The 24,052-nt window shown below is 68.3% G+C and carries 19 protein-coding genes and 8 pseudogenes; 18 read left to right on the top strand and 9 right to left on the bottom strand.

Going from position 1 to position 24,052, the window contains the following annotated elements; translation table 11 throughout:
• The first annotated feature begins 2 nt into the window (after positions 1–2).
• The 3 genes and pseudogenes from EKH77_RS31185 to EKH77_RS31175 form a co-directional block, all read left to right on the top strand.
• Positions 3–1,073, top strand: coding sequence for a MerR family transcriptional regulator (locus EKH77_RS31185; RefSeq protein ID WP_126918409.1), 1,071 nt, complete (start codon positions 3–5; stop codon positions 1,071–1,073).
• A gap of 42 nt (positions 1,074–1,115) precedes the next feature.
• Positions 1,116–1,624: pseudogene (locus EKH77_RS31180) on the top strand (hypothetical protein).
• A 24-nt stretch (positions 1,625–1,648) separates the two neighbouring features.
• Positions 1,649–2,086: pseudogene (locus EKH77_RS31175) on the top strand (helix-turn-helix domain-containing protein); the annotation flags it as partial.
• Here EKH77_RS31175 and EKH77_RS33485 read toward each other — a convergent pair.
• The 3 genes and pseudogenes from EKH77_RS33485 to EKH77_RS31155 all read right to left on the bottom strand — a co-directional run.
• Positions 2,084–2,859 (bottom strand): annotated as a pseudogene (locus EKH77_RS33485) (transposase); the annotation flags it as partial. The pseudogenes EKH77_RS31175 and EKH77_RS33485 sit on opposite strands and share 3 nt — an antisense overlap.
• A gap of 146 nt (positions 2,860–3,005) precedes the next feature.
• The gene (locus tag EKH77_RS31160; RefSeq protein ID WP_240667818.1) at positions 3,006–3,485 is read right to left on the bottom strand and encodes a hypothetical protein; all 480 of its coding nucleotides are present in this window, start codon (positions 3,483–3,485) and stop codon (positions 3,006–3,008) included.
• Between the two features lie 77 nt (positions 3,486–3,562).
• Complete coding sequence (locus EKH77_RS31155) at positions 3,563–4,066, bottom strand: hypothetical protein (RefSeq protein ID WP_126917532.1); 504 nt, start codon at positions 4,064–4,066, stop codon at positions 3,563–3,565.
• Positions 4,067–4,309: 243 nt separating this feature from the next.
• Between EKH77_RS31155 and EKH77_RS31150 the strand changes: the two genes are divergently transcribed.
• Both EKH77_RS31150 and EKH77_RS31145 read left to right on the top strand, forming a co-directional pair.
• The gene (locus EKH77_RS31150; protein ID WP_126917531.1) at positions 4,310–5,452 is read left to right on the top strand and encodes a type III polyketide synthase; all 1,143 of its coding nucleotides are present in this window, start codon (positions 4,310–4,312) and stop codon (positions 5,450–5,452) included.
• A gap of 79 nt (positions 5,453–5,531) precedes the next feature.
• A pseudogene (locus EKH77_RS31145) lies at positions 5,532–6,733 on the top strand (transposase); the annotation flags it as partial.
• Positions 6,734–6,741: 8 nt separating this feature from the next.
• Here EKH77_RS31145 and EKH77_RS34490 read toward each other — a convergent pair.
• Positions 6,742–7,407 (bottom strand): hypothetical protein, encoded by a 666-nt coding sequence (locus EKH77_RS34490; RefSeq protein WP_276319250.1) that lies wholly within the window; start codon positions 7,405–7,407, stop codon positions 6,742–6,744.
• Positions 7,408–7,706: 299 nt separating this feature from the next.
• Between EKH77_RS34490 and EKH77_RS31135 the strand changes: the two genes are divergently transcribed.
• Entirely contained in the window at positions 7,707–9,065 is a 1,359-nt protein-coding gene (locus EKH77_RS31135) for a peptidoglycan DD-metalloendopeptidase family protein (RefSeq protein ID WP_126917530.1), read from the top strand.
• 71 nt (positions 9,066–9,136) lie between these two features.
• A complete protein-coding gene (locus EKH77_RS33235; RefSeq protein WP_164737921.1) occupies positions 9,137–9,592 on the top strand; it encodes an arabinan endo-1,5-alpha-L-arabinosidase in 456 nt (151 codons plus the stop codon).
• On the opposite strand, the gene EKH77_RS34910 is transcribed toward EKH77_RS33235, so the two are convergent.
• Positions 9,586–10,679 (bottom strand): IS630 family transposase gene (locus EKH77_RS34910; RefSeq protein WP_430981019.1). Its coding sequence is split into 2 segments (ribosomal slippage): positions 9,586–10,215 and positions 10,218–10,679, totalling 1,092 coding nucleotides; the frame shifts between segments, so codons are not numbered across the junction. The genes EKH77_RS33235 and EKH77_RS34910 overlap by 7 nt on opposite strands.
• Positions 10,680–10,747: 68 nt before the next feature.
• Between EKH77_RS34910 and EKH77_RS33480 the strand changes: the two genes are divergently transcribed.
• Both EKH77_RS33480 and EKH77_RS31110 read left to right on the top strand, forming a co-directional pair.
• On the top strand, positions 10,748–12,082 hold the full coding sequence (locus tag EKH77_RS33480; RefSeq protein ID WP_126917527.1) for a tectonin domain-containing protein: 1,335 nt from the start codon (positions 10,748–10,750) through the stop codon (positions 12,080–12,082).
• A 55-nt stretch (positions 12,083–12,137) separates the two neighbouring features.
• A complete protein-coding gene (locus EKH77_RS31110; RefSeq protein WP_126917526.1) occupies positions 12,138–13,493 on the top strand; it encodes a peptidoglycan DD-metalloendopeptidase family protein in 1,356 nt (451 codons plus the stop codon).
• A 298-nt stretch (positions 13,494–13,791) separates the two neighbouring features.
• On the opposite strand, the gene EKH77_RS33475 is transcribed toward EKH77_RS31110, so the two are convergent.
• The gene (locus EKH77_RS33475) at positions 13,792–14,214 is read right to left on the bottom strand and encodes a hypothetical protein (protein WP_206279968.1); all 423 of its coding nucleotides are present in this window, start codon (positions 14,212–14,214) and stop codon (positions 13,792–13,794) included.
• 177 nt (positions 14,215–14,391) lie between these two features.
• Here EKH77_RS33475 and EKH77_RS31100 point away from each other — a divergent pair, with 177 nt between their 5' ends.
• Positions 14,392–14,958 carry a TetR/AcrR family transcriptional regulator gene (locus tag EKH77_RS31100; RefSeq protein WP_126917525.1) on the top strand — a complete coding sequence of 189 codons (567 nt, stop codon included), beginning with the start codon at positions 14,392–14,394 and terminating at the stop codon, positions 14,956–14,958.
• Positions 14,959–15,341: 383 nt separating this feature from the next.
• Entirely contained in the window at positions 15,342–15,719 is a 378-nt protein-coding gene (locus EKH77_RS33470; protein WP_126917524.1) for a nuclear transport factor 2 family protein, read from the top strand.
• Between the two features lie 73 nt (positions 15,720–15,792).
• On the opposite strand, the pseudogene EKH77_RS33465 reads toward EKH77_RS33470, so the two are convergent.
• Positions 15,793–16,369: pseudogene (locus tag EKH77_RS33465) on the bottom strand (transposase); the annotation flags it as partial.
• Positions 16,370–16,411: 42 nt separating this feature from the next.
• On the opposite strand from EKH77_RS33465, the pseudogene EKH77_RS31085 reads away from it, so the two are divergent.
• Positions 16,412–17,119 (top strand): annotated as a pseudogene (locus EKH77_RS31085) (histidine phosphatase family protein).
• A 489-nt stretch (positions 17,120–17,608) separates the two neighbouring features.
• Positions 17,609–18,484, top strand: coding sequence for an endo alpha-1,4 polygalactosaminidase (locus tag EKH77_RS31080; RefSeq protein ID WP_126917523.1), 876 nt, complete (start codon positions 17,609–17,611; stop codon positions 18,482–18,484).
• On the opposite strand, the gene EKH77_RS31075 is transcribed toward EKH77_RS31080, so the two are convergent.
• Positions 18,469–18,906, bottom strand: a complete 438-nt coding sequence (locus tag EKH77_RS31075) for a tautomerase family protein (RefSeq protein ID WP_126917522.1) — start codon at positions 18,904–18,906, stop codon at positions 18,469–18,471. The genes EKH77_RS31080 and EKH77_RS31075 overlap by 16 nt on opposite strands.
• Positions 18,907–19,475: 569 nt before the next feature.
• Between EKH77_RS31075 and EKH77_RS31070 the strand changes: the two genes are divergently transcribed.
• From EKH77_RS31070 to EKH77_RS31055, 5 genes and pseudogenes are all read left to right on the top strand, one after another.
• Positions 19,476–20,162: an SMI1/KNR4 family protein gene (locus EKH77_RS31070; RefSeq protein ID WP_126917521.1), complete on the top strand. Its 687-nt coding sequence runs from the start codon at positions 19,476–19,478 to the stop codon at positions 20,160–20,162.
• 166 nt (positions 20,163–20,328) lie between these two features.
• Positions 20,329–20,715, top strand: coding sequence for a DUF6193 family natural product biosynthesis protein (locus tag EKH77_RS31065; RefSeq protein ID WP_240667637.1), 387 nt, complete (start codon positions 20,329–20,331; stop codon positions 20,713–20,715).
• Between the two features lie 132 nt (positions 20,716–20,847).
• Positions 20,848–21,003: a hypothetical protein gene (locus tag EKH77_RS33220; protein ID WP_164737920.1), complete on the top strand. Its 156-nt coding sequence runs from the start codon at positions 20,848–20,850 to the stop codon at positions 21,001–21,003.
• Positions 21,004–21,048: 45 nt separating this feature from the next.
• A pseudogene (locus EKH77_RS31060) lies at positions 21,049–22,245 on the top strand (IS4 family transposase); the annotation flags it as partial.
• Positions 22,246–22,710: 465 nt separating this feature from the next.
• Positions 22,711–23,066 (top strand): annotated as a pseudogene (locus EKH77_RS31055) (transposase); the annotation flags it as partial.
• Between the two features lie 48 nt (positions 23,067–23,114).
• Here the strand turns inward: EKH77_RS31055 and EKH77_RS31050 are convergent.
• Positions 23,115–23,921 carry a serine protease gene (locus EKH77_RS31050; RefSeq protein ID WP_126917520.1) on the bottom strand — a complete coding sequence of 269 codons (807 nt, stop codon included), beginning with the start codon at positions 23,919–23,921 and terminating at the stop codon, positions 23,115–23,117.
• Between the last annotated feature and the right edge of the window lie 131 nt (positions 23,922–24,052).

Genomic DNA, 24,052 nt, shown 5'->3' with positions numbered 1-24,052 from the left:
AGGTGCCAAATTCCGAGTTGATGCCGATCGGGGTCTTTGCCCGGCGCAGTGGCCTGACCTCCAGCGCGTTGCGGTTCTACGCCGACTCCGGGCTGCTGCCCCCTGCCGAAGTCGACCCGGTCACGGGATACCGCTACTACGGTGCTGACCAGGTGGTGCGGGCGACCGTGCTGCGTCGGCTCCGCGAGATCGCCATGCCCCTCGCTGCTGTCGAGGCGGTCCTCGCCGCGGGTGCTGACGAGGCGTCCCGGCTGCTCGATGAGCATGTCGCGAAGATCGTCGGGAATGCGGCAGTGGCACTCCAGAAGGCGGCTGTCATCAAGGCCGCGCTCGGGAACATGCCCGGTCTGCCGATCGCGGCGCTGAAGGGGCCCGTGCTGGCGGACGCGGTCGAGCAGGTCCTGACCGCGACCGCATATGAGCCGGGGATGCCGGTACTCGCCGGCCTGCGCATCGAGGCGAATCATGAGGCGGTCACTCTGACCGCGACCGACCGGTACCGATTCTCCATTCGAACCCTGGTGCCGACGGAACCACCGGGGCAGACGTGGGCCGGCACGGTCAACGGCGACGATCTGCGGGCCGCGGTCGTCGAGATCCGCCGCAGCGCGCTGGTCCGGCTCGAAGCGGTGCCACACGGGATCTGGTTCCGCGTGGCAGAACGGGAGGACCGGCATTGCCGGTTGCTGTCCGAGGAGTTCCCCGACCATCGGCTGATGCTCGCGTCACTGGGCGAGGTCACCACCCGCGCGACGGTCTCGAAGGACCTGCTCCTGCGCGCCCTGGAAGAACACCCTGGCGAACGTATCGCGCTGCACATCGCCGACCACGGCGTGCACATCCGGTCAGCAGACGACGGACATCCCGGCATCCCACTCCCAGCCACCGTGACGGGCGAGTCCCTCCAGATCTGGTTCGAGCTGACCACGCTCTATCCCGCCGTGAGCACTGCGATCGGCCCCGACCTGATGCTCGACCTGAGAGGAAACAACCAGCCCGTCACCATCCGCTCCGCCGACCGCGGCGATCTCACCACCTTGGCCATGCCCATCAAACCCGACCACGCAATCTGAAAACCCGACCACTCGATCTGAGAACGCCGACGAGGAACATCCATGACCACCGCACCTGCCAGCTCCGACCCGACCATGGAAGCCATCGGCCAAGCCGTCACGGAAAGCCGAACCGGTGACGGTGCTTCCGCCGCCAGAAGCTCCTGAGCCTGTGGTCGGCGATCGGCGTCACCGGCGACCCGCTCCACCGCTGCTCCCTCGCTCACTACCTGGCGGATCTCTACGAAGATCCCGCCCAGGCCCTCGCCTGGGACATCCGCGCCCTGGACGCCGCCGACGCCGTGACCGAGCAGCGTGTCCAGGAGCACCACGCCAGCCTCCACATCGCCGGCTTCTACCCTTCCCTCCACCTCAACCTGGCCGACAACTACCGCCGGCTGGGTTCCTTCGAAGCCGCCACCCAGCACATCAACGCGGCCAAAACACACGCCCCCAGCCTTTCTCAGGATCCCTACGGTGACCTGATCCGGGGCGCGATCCAAGAGGTCGCCGAGGCCATCGCCGAACAGGACCGCACACCACGAGCCTCAGCACCCGGCTCCACTGCGTGACACACAAGAACACGCCCCCTCACCATGGAAGGGCGATGCCGCCTCATCGATCGTTGACGCACGAGACCCATCGCCCACGCCGCAGCCGGGATGGGGATTTCCCGGGGGCGTGCGCACCGAAGTGGGCCAATCGATACCGGCGTCACGGCGAACTCGGGCTGGGGGACCGCTCTTCTACGCCGCGCCACCAGCCGACCGCGACACCGTCCGAGCTCCTTGTGCTCATGGAAGAGCTGCGCCGGACACACAAATGGTCTGCTGTCAGGATCGCCTTCGAACTGGCCCAGTCCGGAACGCCAATCATCCGGGAGACCGTGATCAGGCACTTGGCCGAGATCGGCATCAACCGAAGCCGATTTGCCGATTCATCACCCCAACGGTGAGGGCAATCGACAGCCGCGGAGAATCCACGCTCGACGGCCCGGCCACACGATTGCACGTGACGTGACGAAAGTAGGCCGCCGCGGCCGCGCGGGGGAGCCGGAGCTGGGTATGCGCCGCGATCACGAGCCACGTCCAACGGTCCACGGCCTCGGGACTACAGAGCCTGGGGCGGGTCCAGCCGAGCGTCTGCTTCACAGAACGGAAAGTATGTTCAAGATCGAAGCGCCTCAATAACACTTGCCACCGCAGGTCGACGTCCTCGCTGGTCATGCCGGTCTTGGAGGACCACAGCCAGACGGGCAGCGGGTCACCTCCGCCGGGCAGATGCCCCCCTGGAGGCGGATGAGGGTGCCCTCGATGATGGGGAAGTCACCGTCGTGGTCGATCCACGCGCTGCGGGTGGTGAGGCGGTGGTGGATGCGATCCCAAGCCATCGCGGTCGCGGTTCCGTAGCGGTCGGTGACCTGCACCGTCTCCGTGTCGGGCCCACCTCAGGCATCGGGCTTGGCGAAGCGGAACTACTTGCCGTGCTTCGGCGGTCGCCCGCCCTGGGGGTAGGGGCAGAGCATACTCCTTGAGTGAGGGTGTCGGCCGTCGCATGACACGGTCCGCACGCATCCGTCCCAGCACCTCGACGGGCAGGCCGGTAAGGAGGTAGGCCATACGCGGGACGTCGAGCCGGCGTCGAAGACGACCAGGATGTCCGGGTCGCCGTCCTCCCACTGGCCTTGGCTGGTCAAGTCGTTCACGACGCGGCGAACCTGCCGGGCGGTGACCTCGGCGACATCATCGTCGGGGCCGAGATGAACCGCGGCCAGCAGCTGGCACCACGAGGTGCGGCCTTCGTATAAGTGCGGTTCTGTGACGGAACACATGCTCATGGGAGGGTCGTCCGCATGTCCGGTGAATGCCCAGGTGAGTGACACCGTTCGAGACGCCGTTCGGGCCAGCGGTTACGTGACGAGCGAAGGAGACCGGTCCAGACCGGGGCAGGGCACTATGGCCGAGCGGCTACCGCGGAGACTCCGACCGACCGCAGCTTGCGGGCGAGGAATTCCATCTCGGGAAGGGTTCCCGAGAACTCCTCGGCCAGCACACGGTCCAGTGCAGTCATGGCCTCGGTCAGGTCAAGGCCGAGTTCAGCCCGCAGCACCCGTATGATCGCGATGCTCTTCCCCCACGGGGAAGTTACCCGCAACCATGCCGCTCCGTGCTCGGAGAGCAACTGATCGCGGAGGTCAGATGGCAGTACGTCGTCGCACACAGCCATCGCGAACCCGCAAACCGAGCAGGTGACCTCCACGTCCCACCGCAGAGAGCCGTCCACCAGGGCCTGGACGCCGCAGCACTCCAGCCGGGCACCGCAGTCCTGGCACACCGCCGAGTACGTGATGGACTCCAACACTGCCTGTCCCATCCCCACCTCCAACAGAGCAAGGTTAAACGAAAAGCCGAGCTTGTTCCTTAACCTCCCCATCACGCTGTGCGATGAGGAGGTTAAGGAACAAGCTCAGGCCGAACAGCACCTGTCCGCTGGTGACGTGGGGCGCGTCCCTATGGGTGGATGCTCAGCCGGGTCAGTGCCGTGGTGTGTCGGATGCCCTCACCGATTACGCAGTCGGTCGGAAGGCTGCCCGGCACTGTCTGAATGATCTTCTCGGCAGCCGCCCCTTTGCCGCGGCCGCCGACGACTGTTCCCTTGAGCAGGGCGGTGTTGATACCCGCCACGCGGACAGAGGGCCCGGCCTGGTAGGCGATGACCGTAGTGGCACCGTCCGCGTAGTGCAGGATCTCCTTGGACCGGTTCCAGGAGAGGAGCAGGCAGCTTCCTCCGGTCTCCCCTTCGGTGTGGTACACGGCCGTGATGCCGTGGCCTGAGGCGTCCGTGCAGTGGTACGTCCCATCGACGGTGACCTTGGCGGATCCGGCGGAGGACAGGCCGAGCCCCGGCCCGTAGGTGATGTTCTCCTGGCCCGTGCAATCCATGGCGGCATGGTCGTGCGCCTGCGCCGCGGGTACCCCGGCGACGGTGCCCGCGAGCAGGACGAGGGAGGACAAGGTGACTCCTGCGCCGCACTTGCCGATCACGATGAGTCCTTTCGTAGCCCGAACACGGTGTGGACAGCGCCACTTGGCTACCCACTGACATCTCGGATCGCACCGCCTTCCTGGACGGGCAGGAGCATCATGGCGTCCCCACACCCCGGTGTGCGCCTTGCGCCTCACCGCGAGCCCTACCCGGGGCATTGCGGCGGCGTCACCGTGAACCATCACGGGACCCACGCGCAAAAGGAGTTACCGATGAGTGACGCGCGTCCGGCAGCACCCAGGGTGGCCTCCGTGGCGATGGCCGCACCTCCACACCGGCACCGGCAGCAGGAGATCGCAGCCGTGTTCGCCGAGGCGTTCCTCGGCGCCGACGCCGCCGCGCGCCGGAAGTTCACCGGACTCGCGGCCCGTTCCGGCATCGACTACCGCAACCTCTCCCTGCCGTTGGCCGAATACCGTAAGCCCCGTGACTTCACCGAGTACAACCGGACATGGGCGGCAATGGCCCGTCAAGTCGGCCAGCAGGCCCTGACCCGCGCCCTTCAGGCGGCGGAGATCTCACCCGACGAGGTCGGGGCCATCGTCACGACCACCACCACCGGGGCCTCGGTCGCGTCCTTCGACGCCGGCCTCGTCCATCAGGTGGGCCTGGATCGGCATGTGGTCCGGATGCCACTGTTCGGCCTCGGCTGTGCGGGGGGCGCCGCCGGACTGGCGCGGGTGCATGACTATCTGCGCGGCCATCCGGACCAGGTGGCCGTCCTGGTCTCCGTCGAGCTGTGCTCGCTGAATTTCCAGTGCGCCGACACTTCGGTGGAAAATCTGGTGGCCACCGGCCTGTTCGGCGATGCCGGGGCGGCCGTCGTGGTTCTCGGCGCCCACCGGGCGCGGCGGGCTCTCGGTCCGGAGCTGATCGCGGCCCGCAGCTGCCTGCACCCGGGCACCGAACACCTGATGGGCATGCATCTGGGGACCGACGGGTTCGCAGTATTCCTGGCCCCGGACGTCCCGGACGCCGCCGAGAAGCACCTGCCCGGCGAGGTGCACGGCTTTCTGGCGCAACACCGGCTGACCACGGCGGACATCACCTCCTGGATCTGCCACCCCGGCGGCCCGAAGGTCCTCGAGGCCCTGGACCGTTCCCTCTGCCCGCCGCCCGGTGCGCTCGCCCACAGCCGGACCTCGCTGGCCCAGTGCGGCAACATCTCGTCCGCCTCTGTACTGGATGTGCTGCACCGGACCTTGGCCGATGCCGGCGGCCCGCCCGCCCCCGGATCGCACGGCCTGCTGCTCGCCCTCGGCCCGGGACTCACCACCGAACTGGTGCTGCTCAACTGGCCCTCTGACCCTGTTCCTTACCGTCGAGCCCGGCCATGTGGTCACTCTTTGGCGTGATCGCAGGGTATGGGGGAGGTTTCCCCGTGATCCTGAACTCGGCGACGAGATGCAGGAGTGCACTGGGAGAGTCGTTGGGATGAGTCCGCTGATGCCGGCTGGCGGACGGGATGTGTTTGCGGAGCTGTCACGCTTTCGGACGGCCTTCCACGGGTGCCTGTCCAGGCGGGCGGACGCGTTCTTCGAACTGGCCGACGCGCTGTTGTGCTCGGACGCTTCCTGCTCGCCGGATCGGCTGTTCTGCCTGGTCCACGGCCGCAACGGCCGCTCATCGGACCACTTGGTGCCGGGCTGGCCGTACTCGTTCGTCGCCGCGCTCACCCCGGACCGCACCTCGTGGACGCAGGTCCTGGACGCGGTCCGGCTGGGGCCCGCCGACGACGCCGCGGCCGTGACCGCCGACCAGCTGCGGGCTGTGGCCGAGCGGCTTATCGCGGCTGGTCAGTGGCAGCGTGACGACCGGGACATCCTGGTCGTGATGGACGCGGGTTATGACGTGATGCGCCTCGCCTAGGTGCTGCGCGACCTGCCCATCGAGCTGGTCGGGCGCTTTCGTTGGGATCGCGTGCTGCGGCTACCGAAGCCGCCTCGCGTCTATGACCCGAGGGGCGGTCGGCCGGCGAAACACGGACCGGAGTTCCGCCTGGCGAAGCCGGAGACCTGGCCGGAGCCAGCGGTGGTGACCTTCAACGACACGCCCCGCTACGGCAAGGCCGAGGCCCGCGCGTGGAACCGGGTCCGCCCCCGGCTCACCCACCACTCGGCCTGGATCGGCCTGGACAGCGAACTCCCCCTGGTCGAAGGCACATTGATCCGCCTCAAGGTCGACCACCTTCCCGGCGACCGGGACGCGCCACCTGTCTGGTTATGGTCCTCGGCCACTGGCACCGCCCTGGACGACGTCGACTTCGTCTGGTCGTGCTACCTGCGCAGATTCGATCTTGAACACACATTTCGCCTGTTCAAGTAGTCCCTGGGCTGGACCCGCCCCAGGCTGCGCGACCCGCGGGCAGCGGACCGGTGGACTTGGCTCGTCATCGCAGCCTATACGCAGCTCCGCCTCGCGCTGCCGCTCGCAGCCGACCAGCTCAAGCCCTGGGAGAAGACCACCCGTCCCGGCACTGCGCTCACCCCGACCCGCGTCCGGCGCGGGTTCAGGAACATCCGCCCCCCGCCTGGGCAGTCCGGCCCGTGCACCCAAACCCACCCGGCCAGGACCAGGACGGCCGACCCGGCTCCAAGAACCGGCACCCCGTCACCCGCTACGACGTGGGCAGAACCGGGATCAATCAAGCCGCCGGGCTCCTCGGAAGGCTCTGGGTAGCGGTGGTTCGGGTTGACGCCACGGTTTTAGTAGAGGCATCCTCCACCGTCTCGGCGACACGGCTGGCCAGGTCCTCCCACGGACGTGGAGCGACGACCGGCACGTCGACCGCCCGCGCCTGTGCGGCGAGCCACCGGCCGTACAGCACGCTGACGCGTGCGCGATGGCGCTGTGGTCCGGCCTCCGGCTCCCGGCGCAGGTAGTTGGCCGTCACCTGCCCCTCGTCGTCCTCGTGGAGGAAGACGGCACGGACCGGACCTTTGGGCGTCGCCGGTCCGGGCAGGACGTAGTCCCCTTCCAGGATCACCGGGGTGTCGGTGCCCACATGGTTGGCCACCACCGCCTCGATCGCCGGCGCCAGCGCTTCGGCGATCGCGATCTGCCGCTCAACCACCGATTCGGGCGTCTGGCGGGCGGCCTCCGGGTGAGTGCGCCAGAAGTGGACCTCCGGCAGGTGCTCGGGCAGTGTCACCGCAAGGAGGGCCTCCACGATGTCGTCGACCTCCACGACAGGGACGCCGTACCGCCGCGCCAATGCCCGCCCGACACCGGTCTTCCCCATCCCCGACGCGCCCCCGACGACGAGCACCCGCCAGTCGGGAAGACTCCTCACCTCATCCGTACCGTCCACGCGGGCAGAATACTGTAGCCGCTTCCAATCAGAGATGGCCGCGCTGTTGACCGCAGTGGTCACGCCTCATCAATGCCGGGGCCGGCTGGCCGGACCCCGACTTCACTGAAATTTCAGTCCGCGCTGCCAGAGTGCAGGTCGACACCAGGACGGCGATATGGGATGGCCCCGCGCCCCCGAACGCAGACGCCGGAAATCACCACACGACTGACGCCATTCTGCGATTCAAGCCGGGCCTTCATTCACTTTTCGGCCGGTTCGTCACGGCCTCTTAAATCCATCTCATTCCAAGGAGATGCATGAGATTCACACGGGTCGGCCTCCTGGCAGCGGCGGCGGCGCTGCTGCTCGCGCCGCTCACGCCCACGCCCGCCTCGGCCTCCGCCCCGGCCCCCGCCCAGGCTCCTCAAGCGAAGGGGGTGGCCGACCGGCCGGACTTCCAGCTTCCCTTCCCCTGCGACAGCGTGATCGAGCTGAAGACCTACCGGGGTCACAACCCGGACGACAAAAAGATCGACATGTACCGGCAGGGCATGCGGGAGGGAAGCCCCGTCCTGGCCTCGGCCGACGGCTACGTGCACGAGAACTTCTCGCCGGGCGGGCTGGAGATCCGGCACGGCGGCGGGTGGTTCACCACGTACATGCACATGACCGGCGTCGCGAAGGCCGGCACGTGGGTCAAACGCGGTGACGTGGTCGGCTACATGGGGGACGTCGGATCGGAAGGCAAGCCGCACCTGCACTACGAGCAGCTCTACAACCCCGACAGCGACCAGGACGCCGACAACCAGCACATCGTCAACCCCGTCCTTCAGGGGCGGGGGCCGCTGGTCATGGACCCCGACAACCCGATCACCATGACCAGCACGAACTGTGGCGTGTCCACTGGCAGCAGCCTGTTCGCCCAGTCCCCGGACCGTTCCGGTGTGTTCCAGTGGTCCGGCAACGGCACCGCGTGGAACAAAGTCGGCGGGCCGGCCGGAACGCTGTACGCGGGCGGTGCGGGTCTGTTCGCGACCAACCCCGCCAACGGGGATCTGTTCAAGATGAACGGGCCCAACAACTGGAGCAAGGTCGGCGGACCCGGCAAGATGTTCGCCGTCACCGGCAACGGCCTCTTCGGGCTCTCACCCGACGGCACCGCCGTCTTCCAATGGACAGGCAACGGCACCACCTGGAACAAAGTCGGCGGAGCGGCCGGAACACTGTACGCAGGTGGAGCAGGCTTGTTCGCCACCAACCCCACCAACGGGGACCTCTACAAGTTCAACGGGCCGAACAACTGGAGCAAGGTCGGCGGACCCGGCAAGATGTTCGCCGTCACCGGCAACGGCCTGTTCGGACTCTCACCCGACGGCACCGCCGTCTTCCAATGGACCGGCAACGGCACCACCTGGAACAAAGTCGGCGGTCCGGCTGGGACGCTGTACGCAGGCGGTGCGGGCCTGTTCGCCACCAACCCCACCAACGGCGACCTGTTCAAGATGAACGGGCCCAACAACTGGAGCAAGGTCGGCGGTGCAGGGCACCAGTTCGCCGTCGCCGGAGACGCGTTGTACGGCCTGTCGCCCAATAGCGACGCTGTCTTCAAGTGGAGCGGCAACGGCACCGCGTGGAACAAGGTCGGCGGTCCCGCCTCCTTCATCGCGGGCCGGTAGCCGGCGACGTCACCAGCGGACGGGCCCTGGCCGCCTGGGCCGGGCCCGTCCGCTCTTTCCTCTGGAGCCACGTGTTCTCACGCATCACCCTGGCTGCTGCCTTCGTCACGGTGTCACTCGCGGTCTCACTCGGGGTATTCCCCGCCGTCGCCGCCCCGGCACCTGACCGACCCCCCTCCCCCGCATCCGCCAACACCGCCTCCGCCAACACCGACTCGGTGACCGCCGACTCGGTGACCACCGGAGACTTCGTGCAGGTCTACAACCCTGGCACCGGGGAATCACAGCCCTGGTACATCAACGACCACACCTTCATCCGTGACGAGACCACCGGGACCTGGCACCTGTTCGGCATCACCCACGCCGAACCGGCCGACCCGGAGAACGAGGACTCCTTCGCGCACGCCACGGCACCCAGCCTGCGCGGGCCGTGGACCAAGCAACCCATGGCCTTGACAGTCGACCCCTCCTACGGAGAGTCGCACCTGTGGGCACCGCACGTCATCCGCTCCGGCTCCACCTACTGAGGTTTTCGTGTGGGTGTCGGGTTGTGTCGGGTGATCGTGAGGCCGGTTTCGGTGAGGCAGCCGTCGATCAGGTCGGGCCGGTATTGGATCTGCCGCAAGCCGTGGCGGAGGGTGTGGGTGAGGTGGTCGGCGTCGGTGAAGGCGGTGTTGGCCAGGGGGCCGCGCCGTAGCAGGGACCAGATGCCCTCGACGGGGTTGAGATCGGGTGCATAGGTGGGCAGGTGGACGATGGTCAGCCAGTCATGGGCGTCGACGTATTGCCGTATCCCGGCTGCCCGATGGGTGTTCAAATTGTCCCAGACAAGGATGATCGGGCCTCCCAGCTGCTGGTGAGCGCAGGTGATCAGGTCCCGGTAGTCGGTCCAGGCGAAGCTCGTCCGTTCATGTTTGCGTTTGTTGTAGACGCGGGGCCGGTAGATCAGCCGGGAGCGTTCGCCGGGCCGGTAGCAGACCATGGCCGCGACCGAGATGCGCCGGAAGGAACGGCCTCTGACCCGCACCACCGGGGTGTGCCCGCGCCGGCCCCAGGTGCGGGCGCGTGGCGGCGTCATCGAGAAACCGGCCTCATCCTCGAAGCAGACCCAGGCCCCGAGCGCCGCCGCGGTGTTTCCACGCGTGGCCACACGTCCTTCTTCCACAACCGCACCGCATGCTCGTCACGCTCCATGGCACGGCGGGCCGGGCATTGCCAGGACCAGCCGTTGCGGTGCAGCAGACGCCACACGCCCGCCACCGACACGGTCAGGTGAAAATGCCTGCCGATCACCGTCTTGACCCGCGCCAGTGTCCACCGCTGGTCCTTCCAGCCATGCGCCGCCGGCCCCTGGGCCAGCAGCTCTTCGAGCACGGCGAACTGCCGGGCGCTCAGCTTCGACCGATTTACCAGGCCTGTGGCCTCCAGGCCCCGCATCCCGCTCTCACGCCAGGCACGGCGCCAGCGTTCCACCGAGCGTTCACTCACGCGCAGGTCCCTGGCGATCACCGCGGTCTTCACTCCCTGGGCAAACCGCTCGCCTGCTTCCATCCGGACCCGCTCTCTCAACGCCTGCTGGCCGGCGGTCAGCCCGCCCCCTTGCGCGTATCGCATGCAACCGGCGTACCGCAGGGATCATCAACCGTCACGGCCCGACACCACAGCGAAAACGTCAGTACTACATGTTCTACGCGGGCGGGCAGACCATCGGCGACCCGACCAGGAGCCAGATCAACCTGGCCACCTCCACCGACCTGGTCCACTGGGAACGGCGGCCCGGAGGGCCACTGTTCCGTGACGGGCTCGAAGCACGCGATCCGATGGTCGCCCGGGTCGGATCCCAGTGGGTCATGTACTACACCGCCACCGAGACGGCCACCGGGGGACGCAACATCGTCGCGTACCGGACGAGTCAGGACCTGATCACCTGGAGCCCCCGCAAGACCGCGTTCACCGCCTCCGGCGACGGCTGGACCGAATCCCCGTACGTGACACAGCACAACGGCCTCTGGTACCTGTTCACCGGCGGCTCCGCACCGGCCGACTACGTCGGGGCCGAGGTGTACGCCAGTTCCGATCCGCTGCACTTCACGGCCACCGGCCAGGTGGGCCGCCTGCCGTCCCACGCCGCCGAAGTCGTCACCGACCGCGACGGGAGTCAATGGCTCAGCAGCGCCGGCTGGGGCACGGGCGGAGTGGACCTGGCACCGCTCACCTGGCGGGCGTCTCCCTACACCCCGCGTCATCTGTACGCGCTGAGCCCCGACAAGAGCGCCGTCCACCAGCGGACGTCCGGAGACTCCTGGACGAGGATCGGCGGACCGGCAGGCACACTGATCGGCGGCGACGGCGGCCTGTTCGCCACCAACCCGACCACCGGCGATATCTTCAGGTACAACGGCACCCCGGACAACTGGACCAAGATCGGCGGACCAGGGGCACAGTTCGTCGTCACGGGCGGCGCACTGTACGGGCTCAGCCCGGACAAAAAAGCCGTCTTCCGGTGGACCGGATCAGGGACCACCTGGACGAGGATCGGCGGACCGGCCGCCACACTGTACGCAGGCGGCGCCGGCCTGTTCGCCACCAGCCCGACCACCGGCGACGTCTTCAAGTACAACGGCACCCCGGACAACTGGACCAAGGTCGGCGGCCCCGGAAAGACCTTCGCGGTCACCAACGAGGCACTGTACGGCCTGTCGCCCAACGGTGGTGCGGTCTTCAAATGGACCGGGTCGGGCACGACCTGGACCAAGGTCGGCGGACCGGCCGGAACTCTCTACGGCGGTGGCGCAGGGTTGTTCGCCACCAACCCCGGCAACGGCGACCTCTACAAGTTCAGCGGCGTACCGGACAACTGGTCCAAGGTCGGTGGTCCCGGGAAGACCTTCGTGGTCACTGGTGACCGGCTCTACGGGTTGAGCCCCGACAAGAGCGGCATCTTCCAGTGGTCCGGGTCGGCGACCTTCCAATGGACCAAGGTCGGCGGACCCGCCGCGAGCATCGTCACCGAATAGCGATCGCCAGACACACCTCCCCCTCCCCTATCGCACCCCCGTCCCAAGGAGATGCATGAGGATCAGATGGACCGGCTTCCTGGCGGCGGCAGCACTGCTGCTCGCACCGGCCACAGCCCTCCTGCCCGCCGCCCCGGCGGCGGGCGCAACCACCGCGACAGTCCCGGCGGCGAACACCGAGGTCGCCACCACCCCCTCGTTCCAGCTCCCCATTCCCTGCGGGCAACGGTGGACGACGTCCACGCACGATGGACACGCCAGCCAGTACATGGTCGACATGGTCTCCGTCGGCGGAGCCACCCAGGGCACACCCGCCCTGGCCTCGGCAGGCGGGCGCGTCGTCACCTCGCAGTTCGACAGCCAAGCCGGCAACTTCATCGTGATCGACCACGGCGGCGGCTGGCAGACCCGGTACCTGCACCTGGACCGGCGCGACGTCGCCGTCGGCGACGACGTGGAGCAGGGCCGACAGATCGGCGCCGTCGGCAACACCGGTAGCTGGACCACCGGGGCACACTTGCACTACGAGCAGAAACTGAACGGCTCCGTCGTGCAGGCCACCATTGACGGGCACCTCGTGCCCGTCACGTGGGAGTACAACCAGCACTTCGAGACCAGCGGCAACTGTGGTGTGTCGACCGGCAGTAGCCTGTTCGCCCAGTCCCCGGACCGTTCCGGCGTCTTCCAGTGGACCGGCAACGGCAGCAGCTGGATCAAGGTCGGTGGGCCGGCGGGCAGGCTGTACGCGGGCGGCGCCGGTGTATTCGCCACCAACCCCGACAACGGGGACCTGTTCAAGATGAACGGGCCGAACAACTGGAGCAAGGTCGGTGGACCCGGCAAGATGTTCGCCGTCACCGGCAACGGCCTATTCGGGCTCTCACCCGACGGCAGCGCCGTCTTCCAGTGGACCGGCAACGGCACCACCTGGAACAAAGTCGGTGGGGCCGCCGGAACCCTCTACGGCGGTGGCGCCGGCCTGTTCGCCACGAACCCGAACAATGGGGACCTCTACAAGTTCAACGGGCCCAACAACTGGAGCAAAATCGGTGGCGCCGGGGCACAGTTCACCGTCACCGGAGACAGCCTGTTCGGACTCAGCCCCGACAAGAGCGCCGTCTTCCAGTGGACCGGTAACGGCACCGCGTGGAACAAAGTCGGCGGCGCTGCCGGAACCCTCTACGGCGGTGGAGTCGGCCTGTTCGCCGCCAACCCCACCAACGGCGACCTGTACAAGATGAACGGACCCAACAACTGGAGCAAGGTCGGTGGCGCGGGCCGTGACTTCGCCGTCGCCGGAGACGCGCTGTACGGCCTGTCGCCCAACAGCGACGCGGTGTTCCGGTGGACCGGTAACGGGACGGTGTGGCAAAAGGTCGGCGGACCCGCATTCTCCATCGCGGGCCGGTAGCTGACGTCACCCCAAACGGCCCACCGGAGTCTCCTCTGACACGAGGGTTTCGGTGGGCCGCTCCGGGACTGCGTCAGCGACGTCCGGGCCCCGGTCAAGGAGTTCGCCCTGATCGAGGACGCCGGTCGCTTCGCCGCCTACAAGCGGCCCGAGCTCTTCCTCGACTTCCTCCTGAACCGTGTCCTGCACACCTTCCCCGGCATCCGATAGGACGGTGCCCCATGCGGGGACTTGCCGGTCGTCGGGCCCTGCGCCCACCAGTCCGGCCGTGGCCGTGGCTGGTGCGCTGCCAGTCACGTCACCAGCGGTCGATGCCCATGGTCCGTGCCGCGTCGTGAATGGCCACGTAGTGATAGGGCGTCATACCCGACCTCTTGATCGGGGCGTTCTTGTCCTTTGCCCGGAACTCGTCACGCGAGCAGGCGAGCAGGTTGGTGCCATAGCCGACCGGCACGTCGCCCGTGCCGTGTACGGGGTGCGACTTCGCGGCGGTGTCGCTGCCGGCCTTGGCGAGGATGCTTCGGGCCTGATTGTACGCGGCGGCCTTGATCCTGGTCGGGTTCGCCAGAGTGCTGGTATCCGTCACGACGGAGCGCACCCTGCATTGCACGGCGACGGCCTGGTCGCCCCGCTCGCCGGTCGCGCCGGCGGTCGGTGAGGCAGTGGCGAGGGTCGCGGCCGCTGCTGCCACGGCCAGTCCGGTGCGCATGGCCAACTTCATGACTGGAGGTCCTTTCCGGTCGATCGAGGGGGCACGAGCTCCTGACGATCGCGCGCGTAGGTCCCGTCACGGGGACGCCTGAGAGGAACTCCCGCACCTCTGAGACCAGTTGATGCCAGTTACTGCCATCGAAGCTACACCTGATGTCATTCACTGTCATCACGTAGAATTCCAGACATGGGGAGATGGGAGCCGAACGCGCGCGGGCGCCTGGCCAATGCCGCGCTGGAGCTCTACAACGAGCACGGCTTCGAGCAGACCACCGTGATGGAGATCGCCAAACGGGCCGGCCTGACGGAGCGGACCTTCTTCCGGCACTACGCCGACAAGCGCGAAGTGCTGTTCGCCGGCGCTCCCGCGATGAGAGAACTGCTCGTGGCGGCGGTCACCGACGCGCCGCCGTCCGCGCCACCGGTCGACGCGCTGGCGGCGGGGCTCGACGCGGTCTGCGAGATGTTCGTCGGCCGCCGGGAGTACGCGCGGAAGCGACAAGCCGTGATCTTGGCGAACGCGGAACTCCACGAGCGGGAGCTGGTCAAGCTCGCCACGCTGTCGGCCGCGGTCGCCGAGGCCCTGCGTCGGCGCGGCGTCACGGAGCCGGCCGCGAGCCTTACCGCCGAAGCGGGAATCGCCGTCTTCAAGATCGGCTTCAAACGCTGGGTCGCGGAAGCAGAGGAACGCGAGATGACGCAAGTGATGCGGGAAACGCTGGACCAGCTCAAGAATCTCACCACAAGTGACTAGATTCCGCCCTTGGGGCACCGACGGCCCGGGCGCCCCGGCCGCCGGGAACCCACGGGCGGACCTGACCCCGCGCGGAGCAGGCGGTTCCAGCAGGGACGGAGCCGCGTTCGCGAGATGCGCTCTCTTCATTTGCCCGGTGGCTCACAAACCGGCACGCTGAGGACTGTCCGTCGTCCAGTCGGCCGACGTACGTGCGGTCGTACGGGACTTGCTGCCCCGACTCACGAAAGCGGAACAGGAATCCGTGACCACGCACTGCGACGTGGCCCGCGCCGCCGCGCTGGTCTTTCCGCCGTCGCTAGTGTTGTGACTGGCATGGTTCACCGTGGTCGAAAGGCGGCCCGCGCGACGAGCGCACGCGAAACGGCTGGTATTACTGGGGCATGCAGGAAGAGATTGCACGCTCCGCGATCGACACGTTCATCTCCGCGTTCAACGCCTCGGACGACAGCTATGTGACTGCCCTGCTCTGCCAGGCTCTGACCTCAGACGTGGTCTTCTGGGGGCCGTTGGGTCGCAGCGAAGGAATCGCGGCGGTCGAGCGGTTCGTGCTGGACATCCGGCGCCACCCGGCGGGGACCGGCACGATGGTGCGCTGCTCGGCGGTGGACATGCCTGACGAGTGGGCCCGGTACCAGTGGGTCTTCACCACGCCGAATGGAGGCCCCCGCCTGGCGGGAACGGACGTCGTCCATCTGCGGCGGAGCCTCATCGACCAGGTCATCGTCTTTGCGGGGGAGATCGAACCGCCCGCCTCTTGAGTCGTCCTTCTGTCGCTGTCCTTGTCCTGAACTTGCCCCCTTTCGGCGCTCGGGGGCTGCGGTTCGCGGTGGGTCAGGCCGTGGTGTTGAGGGGGCGTCCGCCCCAGCGGATGCCCTTCTCGCTGCGGACGCGGGCGCGTTCCTTGGGTTGGGCGGTGAGTACGTCGGGGTGGCGGGTGTTGGCATTGCGCCGGCGCGGGCAGCGATGCAGTGCCTGGGTTTGCGTGGGGTGGCCGCGGTGGTGGGAGTCGGCCAGGGTGAACTGCCGAAGCGGGCCGAAGGCAGCGGGCCGAAGTGGGCCTCGATCGGATTGGCCCAGGAAGCGTAGGTCGGGGTGAAGCACAGCTCGACCTTGCTCTTCTTCGCCCAGCGACGGATGTCGGCGCCGGTGTGGGCGGAGAGGTTGTCCAGGATGATGTAGACCGGGGCGCCGTCGAGTCGGGCGGCGCGGATCGGCTTGAGCGCGGCCAGGGTATTGGCGGTGCCCTTGCGACGTCGGTTGACGCACCACAGGCGGTCGTCGCCCACGGGTAGCAGCCGTGGAAGTAGGTGACGCCGTGAGTACGGCGGTAGGTCACCGACAGCCGGTTCGGCTCACCCTGTTTCGCCCAGCAGGAGCCCGCGGTGGGCCGGATCCCCAGGAGCCCGAAAAGGAATCGCACGAAGGGGAGGGAACTCGCGTGCATGGACCAATGGCTTTACGTTGCGGTCTCGCGGCGCTGACGGCCGTCCGCCATGGGCAGAGCACGGCCAACGTCCTTTTCGCCGAGGCCGGGAAGACCGGGAGTACGGACGTGCTGATGGAGGGCGGCGACGCCCAGGTGCCACTGTCCGGCCTGGGCCGGCAGCAGGCCCGGGCCGCCGGGCGATGGCTCGCGGCCCTGAGCCCCGCCGACTCTCCCGAGCTCGTACTCTGCTCGCCCTACCAACGGGCCCTCGAGACCTAGGACCGCATGCTCACCGCCGCCCGCGAAACCGGATACACACCTCCACCGACACTCGTCGACGAGCGGCTGCGGGACCGCGAGATGGGCATATTCGAACTCCTGCCCCCCGCAGCCATCGGAGCTCAGGCTCCCCACGAAGCGGCCCGGCGCGAACGAACCGGAGAGTGGTACTACCGCCCGCCAGGAGGCGAATCACTCGCCGACGTCACCGTACGCACCCGCGACTTCCTGCGGGACCTCCACGACAGTGCCACAGGCCGGCGAGTGATGGTCATCGCCCACGACGCGGTCGTCGTGGCGATCCGGCACGCCCTCGCGGGCCTCGGCAGCCCAGCCCCTGATGCCCCTCCCGTACCGAACGCTTCGATCTCCCGCTGGGACGGCGACGGCGCCCACCTGCACCTCACCGACTTCGGCACGATCACCCACCTGGAGGAGCTGTCCCCGCCATGAATGGCGGCAGCAAGGAACCGATCCTTCCCCAGCACCCAGCTCCTACCTGGCTGCCGGCCGTGCGCGGCTTCCCGGGCGAGGAGCCGTTCGTGGCGGGGATCCCGGGCCTGCGGCTGCACAGCGAGCGCGACGGGCAGCTCGTGTTGAGGATGTGGGACGGGCACGGCTGTGTCCCGGTCCCGCGGGCCGACCCGCGGCCGGCGGACCTCGGTGACGCTCTCACCCGCCGACTCGCCGCTCTCATCACCTCCGGCACCCTCCGCATGGGCGACGTCCTCCCCGACCCCATCGGCATCGTCACGCAAATCGGCGGCCGCGGCGGCCGCCGCCCGCTGGGCCCAGCAAGCCATCCAGCACGTCGCCACCCGCTACGGGCTCCTGCGCTACCGTCCCCTGCGCCCTGGGGACCGATGCGGCTACCCCCCTCCCGGCCGGAGGCAGTAGGGGCTGCAGCGCGTCCACGGATCGGCCGGAACGTAAGGTGCCTTGGTGTTCCTTCTCCGCACTCGCGCCGCTTGCGCCGCCATAGCCCTGTCCACGCTGTTCGTCACGGCCTGTTCCGCCACCGGAACGGACCGGGACGACCCCGAGGACACCGCGTCCCCGGCCACCGCCGGCCCCGACGCCTCCGGAGCGCCGGCGAACGTACGGCGACCGAGCCCGGACGCCGTCTTCGACTACCAACTCGGCGGCGCGTACCCGCCCGCCGGGAAAGTGCGGGCCGTCTCCCGCGACCGCGAGGCCAAGCCCGCCGACGGGCTCTACAACATCTGCTACGTCAACGCCTTCCAGACGCAACCGGGCGAAGCCGTCGGCTGGTGGAAGAAGCACCATCCCGACCTGCTCCTGAAGAACGACGACGGACACCTGATCGTCGACAAGGACTGGGACGAGCCCCTTCTGGACATCTCCACCCCGGCCAAGCGCGAGGCCCTGATGAACATCGTCGGCCCATGGATCGACGGCTGCGCCACGGCGCGTTACGACGCGGTGGAGCCGGACAACCTCGACTCCTACGAACGGTCCGACGGCAAGCTCACCTCCCAGCACGCGACCGCCTTCGCCCAGCTCCTGGCGGCACGCGCACACAAGCGGAACCTGGCCATCGCCCAGAAGAACACCACCGCCCTGCTGCCCCAGCACGCCCGCATCGGTTTCGACTTCGCCGTCGTCGAAGAATGCGGCCGCTACAAGGAATGCCCCGAATTCAGCCACGCCTACGACGCCCGGGTCTTCGACATCGAGTACGGAAAGAAGGACTTCACCGCTGCCTGCCAGGCGTGGGGGAAGGAGTTGTCCATCACCCTGCGCGACCGGGAGGTCAGCCCTGCCGGTAAGCGCGGCTACGTCTACGAGTCCTGCTGAGAACCCGCTCCTGTCGCGGAATCGTGGGGCGCGCTGCCTCCGGTCATGTATTGAGCCGTCCCATGTCCGAACGACCAGTCGGCCGAGGTGTTCTCGGCCAGGGTGATCAGTACGTTCCGGGGCTCGGTCCCCGCGTACTCGCGGGCGAGCTCGGCGATGCGCCGGTACAGCGCTTGCTTCTGCGCGGCCGTGCGTCCGGAGCGCAGCGTGATCGCGACGTACACGATTCCGTCGTCGCGGTCGGCGCCGAGGTAATGGCCGTAGCGCAGGACGCTGGTGGTGCCGTCGTGACCGGTCAGGACCTGGAACAGGTCGTCCGGCGGGATGCCCAGCGTCTCCTGGAGGGCTTGGTGCACGGCGCGACCGAGTGCGTCGAGGCGGGGGCGGTCGGCGCCTATCGCGTCGATGCGAACGAAGGGCATGTCGGCTGTCTCCTCGGGATCGGTGAGGGAGCGTCAAATCGGCGGGGCCGTAGGACGGCGGGCCCCGTTGTGATCACTGTGCAGTGTACATACCAGTAGGTACAGGAGCGCGCCCGCGCCCGCTTTGCCCCGGGCAGCCCGCTGAGCCCGACGGGCAGCGGCTCCCGGCCTCAGGCGGGGAGCGCGGCGGCCGCCGGCAGGTCGTCGTTGTGGCCGGTGACGCCCCCTCACTCAACAGGTGCAAGTGGTCCGCCCGCACGCCGAGGTCCTCCAGAGGGACGTCCACATTGCCCCGTGCCCGCGTGGCGCGCCAGAGTGCCACCCGGAAGCCGACGCCGCGCGGCAGCTCGCCGAACAGTTGCGGCAGCCACACACAGCAGTCCGTGCGTCCACACGTTGTCGCCCCCGGCGCCGGTCCGCCACGCGGTCCCGAGGACGGGCCCGAGGCCGTTGTCCTGGAAGCGGATCGAGGTTCGTTCCCGGTCAGGGAACGGAGGCGTCGCCCATGCCGTGACGGCGGCGTTGAGGAGGAGCCGGTCGGTGTCAGTGGCAGCACGTACGGTCTGTGCATGGTTGATCAATGGGCAGGGATTCGCGAACGCGTCGCGACGTTGAGCGTTCAGTCGGCCGGTAATGAAGTGTTCGGGGCGCTCGGGCACGGCTGGGTCCTGGAGGAGCCGCTCGCTGAGGATGGTCTCGCTGAGCTGGAAGAGCAGATAGGCGTGAGGCTGCCGGAGGAGTACCGCACCTTCCTTCTCCACGTAGCCGCGGGCGGCGCAGGCCCCGCTTACGGCCTGTTTCCCGTGCGGCGTACGCAAGGACGTTGGCGCTGGGAAGGCGACGGCGTCGACCTGGCCGACCTCTCCCTGCTCGCCGAGCCATTCCCTGAACAGGGCCCGGACCCCAAAGCCCTCGAAGAACTCCTCGCCCAGCGCCCCGAGGAAGAGGACTTCGACGAGATCGAGAACTTCGACGACGCCGTCGAAGCCTGGGATGAGCAGTGGGACGCCGTCATGTTCGCGCCCGAGCGCACCGCCGGCGCCATCGTGATCTGCCACCTTGGCTGCGCCCTGCGAGAGTGGCTGATCATCAGTGGCAGCCACCGAGGGACGGTCTGGGCCGACAGCCGGGTGGATGACGTCGACCTCAAGCCGCTCCTTGACGATGACGGCAAGCCGGTCACCTTCGCCCGCTGGTACACCGACTGGCTGGAGCGGGCCGAGCACACGGTAATGGCGACATCGCCGGACGTGTGACGCAACCCCCGACCCCACAGTGCCGTACGGGCCCCGCCCTGAGCGCGCTCCTTGGCAACTGGGTGCCGAACCTGGACATGTGAGCGCACGGCACCGATGAGGCCGGAAGGCAACTCCGTTGGGCCGCTCGGCTGAAAAATCAGCGGTTCGGGCACAATCAGGAGTCGTGTCTACCTCTCGTGATCTCGCTGCCTCCGGCCCCGACCCCGTGCACCTGACGGAAGTCGAGTGGCAGAGCCTGCGACAGGAGGCGAGCGAGCTGGAGGTCGCGTGGCAGGAGACCTATCAAGCCCTCGTCGAGGCGGCGTACGCCGAGCCGGCGCTGCGCGCCCTCTACCCGTTCACCAGCCACTGGGCGCTGCGCTTCTCGACCACCACCCGCCCTCGCCTGACCATCGTCGGTCCATGTCTGACGGCCAACCGCGACGGCACATACGGGGTGGGAAGGAGCTTGATCAGCGCGGACCTCGGCCAGTGCGCCACAGCACATGAGGCCGTGGCCTTGGCAGTGCGCCACCTGCCAAGCCCCGGCCCCGTCACACTCGGCGACTGACCCTGCCCGGTATCAGGCCGTCCGTCCAAGTGCTGCCGGCGATCACCCGAGCACCCGGCTCGGCACGCTCAGGCCGGCCAGCTCGAACGCTCAGTGACACGGGCGCGGGCGTGTAGCTGCTTGGCTCCATGCGTGCAAGGGCTCGGCCAGCTCTGCGTTCTCGCCGCGGGCGACGGTCTGGAGGAGTTCGGCGGCGATCGTGGTCTCGCCCGTCCAGGTAGCGGGTGTGCCGAGTTCGGGAAAGGCGGTGCGGGCGCGGCGGGCGAGGTCGGGCTGGTGGAGGCCTAGGCGCAATACCGGTGACTTTGGTGCTTGTTGGTCGTTGGGTGTGGTGTGCCGAGGCCTGGTCAGGTGAAGTCGTCGTCGGGTGAGCGTCTGTCGGACCGGATTGCTCTGGGGGTGCTGACGCGGGTGTTCCCGCCGGAGCTGGTGGATGAGGTGGTTGCGGGGTGTGGGCGTACGGAACAGCGGTCGCGGTTGCTGCCGGCCCGGGTGGTCGTCTATTTCGTGCTCGCGATGTGCCTGTTCTCCGGGCAGGGGTATGAGGAGGTCGCCCGGCTGCTGACACAGGGGCTGGAGGGTGTCCGGCGGTGGGACAGGCCGTGGCGGGTGCCTACCACGGCGGCGATCGGCCGGGCCCGCCGGCGGCTGGGCCCGGAGCCGTTGAAGATGTTGTTCACACGGGTGTGCCGGCCGGTGGCCCGCGAGGACACAGCCGGTGCCTGGTATCGCCAGTGGCGGCTGGTCGCGGTGGACGGCACTGTCCTCGATGTCCCGGACACCGACGCCAACGCGGGGTTCTTCGGCCGGCCCGGCTCGGGCCGGGGACAGCAACGCGGCGCGTATCCGCAGGTGAGGGTCGCCGCCCTGGTGGAGTGCGGAACGCATGCGGTGTTCGCCGCGACGACCGGGCCCCTTTCGGTTCACGAACAGCACCTGATCCCCCGCCTGCTGGACCGGCTCGAGTCAGGGATGCTGCTGATGGCCGACCGCGGCATCACCGGCTTCGAGCTGTGGCGAGCCGCCTCGGACACGGGCGCGGACCTGTTGTGGCGAGTCCGCAAGAACATCGTCCTCCCGGTCCTCGAGTACTTCGGCGACGGTTCCTACCTCTCGGAGATCGTGGCCGGCGAAGACCGCGCCCGGCGCAACCCCGCCGTGGTCCGGGTGATCGAGTACACCCTCGACGGCCGTGACGACGACACGGTCTACCGGCTGATCACCACCATCCGCGACCCCGGCCAGGCGCCCGCGGCCGAGCTCGCCGCCCTCTACCACCAGCGGTGGGAGATCGAGAACACCCTCGACGAGATCAAGACCCACCAGGGCGGGCACCACCTCGTCCTGCGCTCACGCGACCCCGACGGAGTCGAGCAGGAGGTCTACGGATTCCTCCTCGTCCACCACGCGCTACGGGACGTCATGCACCACACCGCCCACCAGGCCGGCCTCGACCCCGACCGGATCTCCTTCACCCGCACCCTCAACACCGTACGCCGCCACGTCACCGCCCAGGCGGCACTTTCCCCCTCCCGACTCAGCCGGGCCCTGGCACAGACCGGCCGTGAACTGCTGGAACGACTCCTGCCACCCCGCAGACCACGCACCAACCCCCGCGTCATCAAACGCAAGATGTCCAACTGGAAACTCAAACACCCCCACCACCGCAACCCACCCCACCCATCGGACCCCGTCCCCACACTGGTGCCACCCACCAAACCCACCAGCAAACGCCAGAAACGTCCTTAAAACAGCGGTATTGGGCCTAGGCGTAGAGGGTGGCTTGGTCGTAGCCGTAGGGGCTCAGCCCCAGCTTTCCCTGCCATCACCGGAGGGAGAGGGCGGCGGCCACCACGGCCCGATGCCCTCCAGATCGGTGAGGTCGTCGAGCACGACCAGCCACGAGCGGGGGGACCGCCAGTTGTCTGGCTCTCCTTCTCGGCCGAGAAGCGGGGGCCTTTCAAAGTTGCTGCTGTCAGGTCGTGGGCTGGTGGGCTGAAGGCTCTGCATGAGCGGTTTGTGCACGGTCTCGGCAGGTCGGAGCCGCGTGAGTCGTCCCTGGCCTATGCGGGGGGGTGATGGCCCCACCGGAGCGGAAATACGGCTAGACGCTGGCGGAAGAGGCCGGGCATACAGGCCCGGACCGGATCCACCGGCTGCTGAACCGATCGGCTGGGACGCCGGACGGCGTCCTCGGCGTCGTCCGGGAGTAGGTGGTCGAGTATCTCGGTGACCCGGAGGCGGCCCTGATCGTGGACGACACCGGCTTCCTGAAGAAAGGCAGTGCCTCGGCCGGGGTACAGCGGCAGTGGTCCGGTACCGCGGGCCAGACGGAGAACTGCCAGGTCGGGGAACCCGGCACAGACTGCCGGACGTGCTCACTCACCGCGCGGACGTGCTCACCGCGACGGCTGAGGCACATCGGCGATAGCCCTCGCCTCGCGCTGTGGAAGGCCGGTGATCTGCCGGATCCAATCGACCAGCCCGGACACACGGGCGAAGTAGTCCTCGCGTCCCTCCGCATCGCACTCGGGCGCGCCGACGCTTCCGCTGGTGAGTCCGACGAGTTCAAGTCGGCCGTGGTTCTTGTGCATCAGTGGGCCGCCGGAGTCTCCATAGCAGGTGGCCTTGTGGTTCCGTATCAGGGTGCAGACATGAATGTCGCGGTTGATACCGGGGCTTCGGTAGCAGTGGGTGCCCTCCCGCTGGGTGATCTTTTGCAGCATCTCGGGGAGGGTTTTTCCCTGTTCGTTCGTAAGGCCCCATCCGGCGGTGATCAGGCGCCCGGAGTAGCGCACCAGCCGGTTGCTCGGCAGGGCGATGGGCCGGATGGCCCGAGTGAAGGTGACGGGCTGTTCGAGTCGCAACAGCGCCGCGTCGTACTGAATGGGGTCCGACTCGCGGAAGTCGGGATGGCGGATGGTCTGGGCGACGCCGATGCTGCCCGAGGTGCTGGTCTTGCGAGCGATGGTGCCCAGTTGGACGCGGATGGTGGTCTTCTGCCCGATGCAGTGCCCGGCGGTGATCACCCATTGCCGGTCCAGCAAGGATCCCGCGCATGCCCCTCTGAACCGTCCGTCGGGCCCGACGAACTGGACCTGGGCCATCCACGGGTACGCGGCGGCATCCGTCACCGGGGAGCCCCCGATGATCGGGTTGGGCGCCGTGGCGGCGGCCGACGCGGTCGACGCCGTGCCGCACATCATTGCCAACACCGCCCCGAGCAGGGCGAGAACCTCTCTCCACCGCCCGCGCGCGGCGCCCGGCCATAATCGGTTCAACTGTTACCCCCGGTTGGTCGACGACCTGTGAGGGGATCCTCCCCTACACACACCGG

Source organism: Streptomyces luteoverticillatus, from assembly GCF_003970715.1.
Classification (GTDB): Bacteria; Actinomycetota; Actinomycetes; order Streptomycetales; family Streptomycetaceae; genus Streptomyces; species Streptomyces abikoensis.
This window is presented reverse-complemented; position numbering and strand designations above follow the sequence as displayed.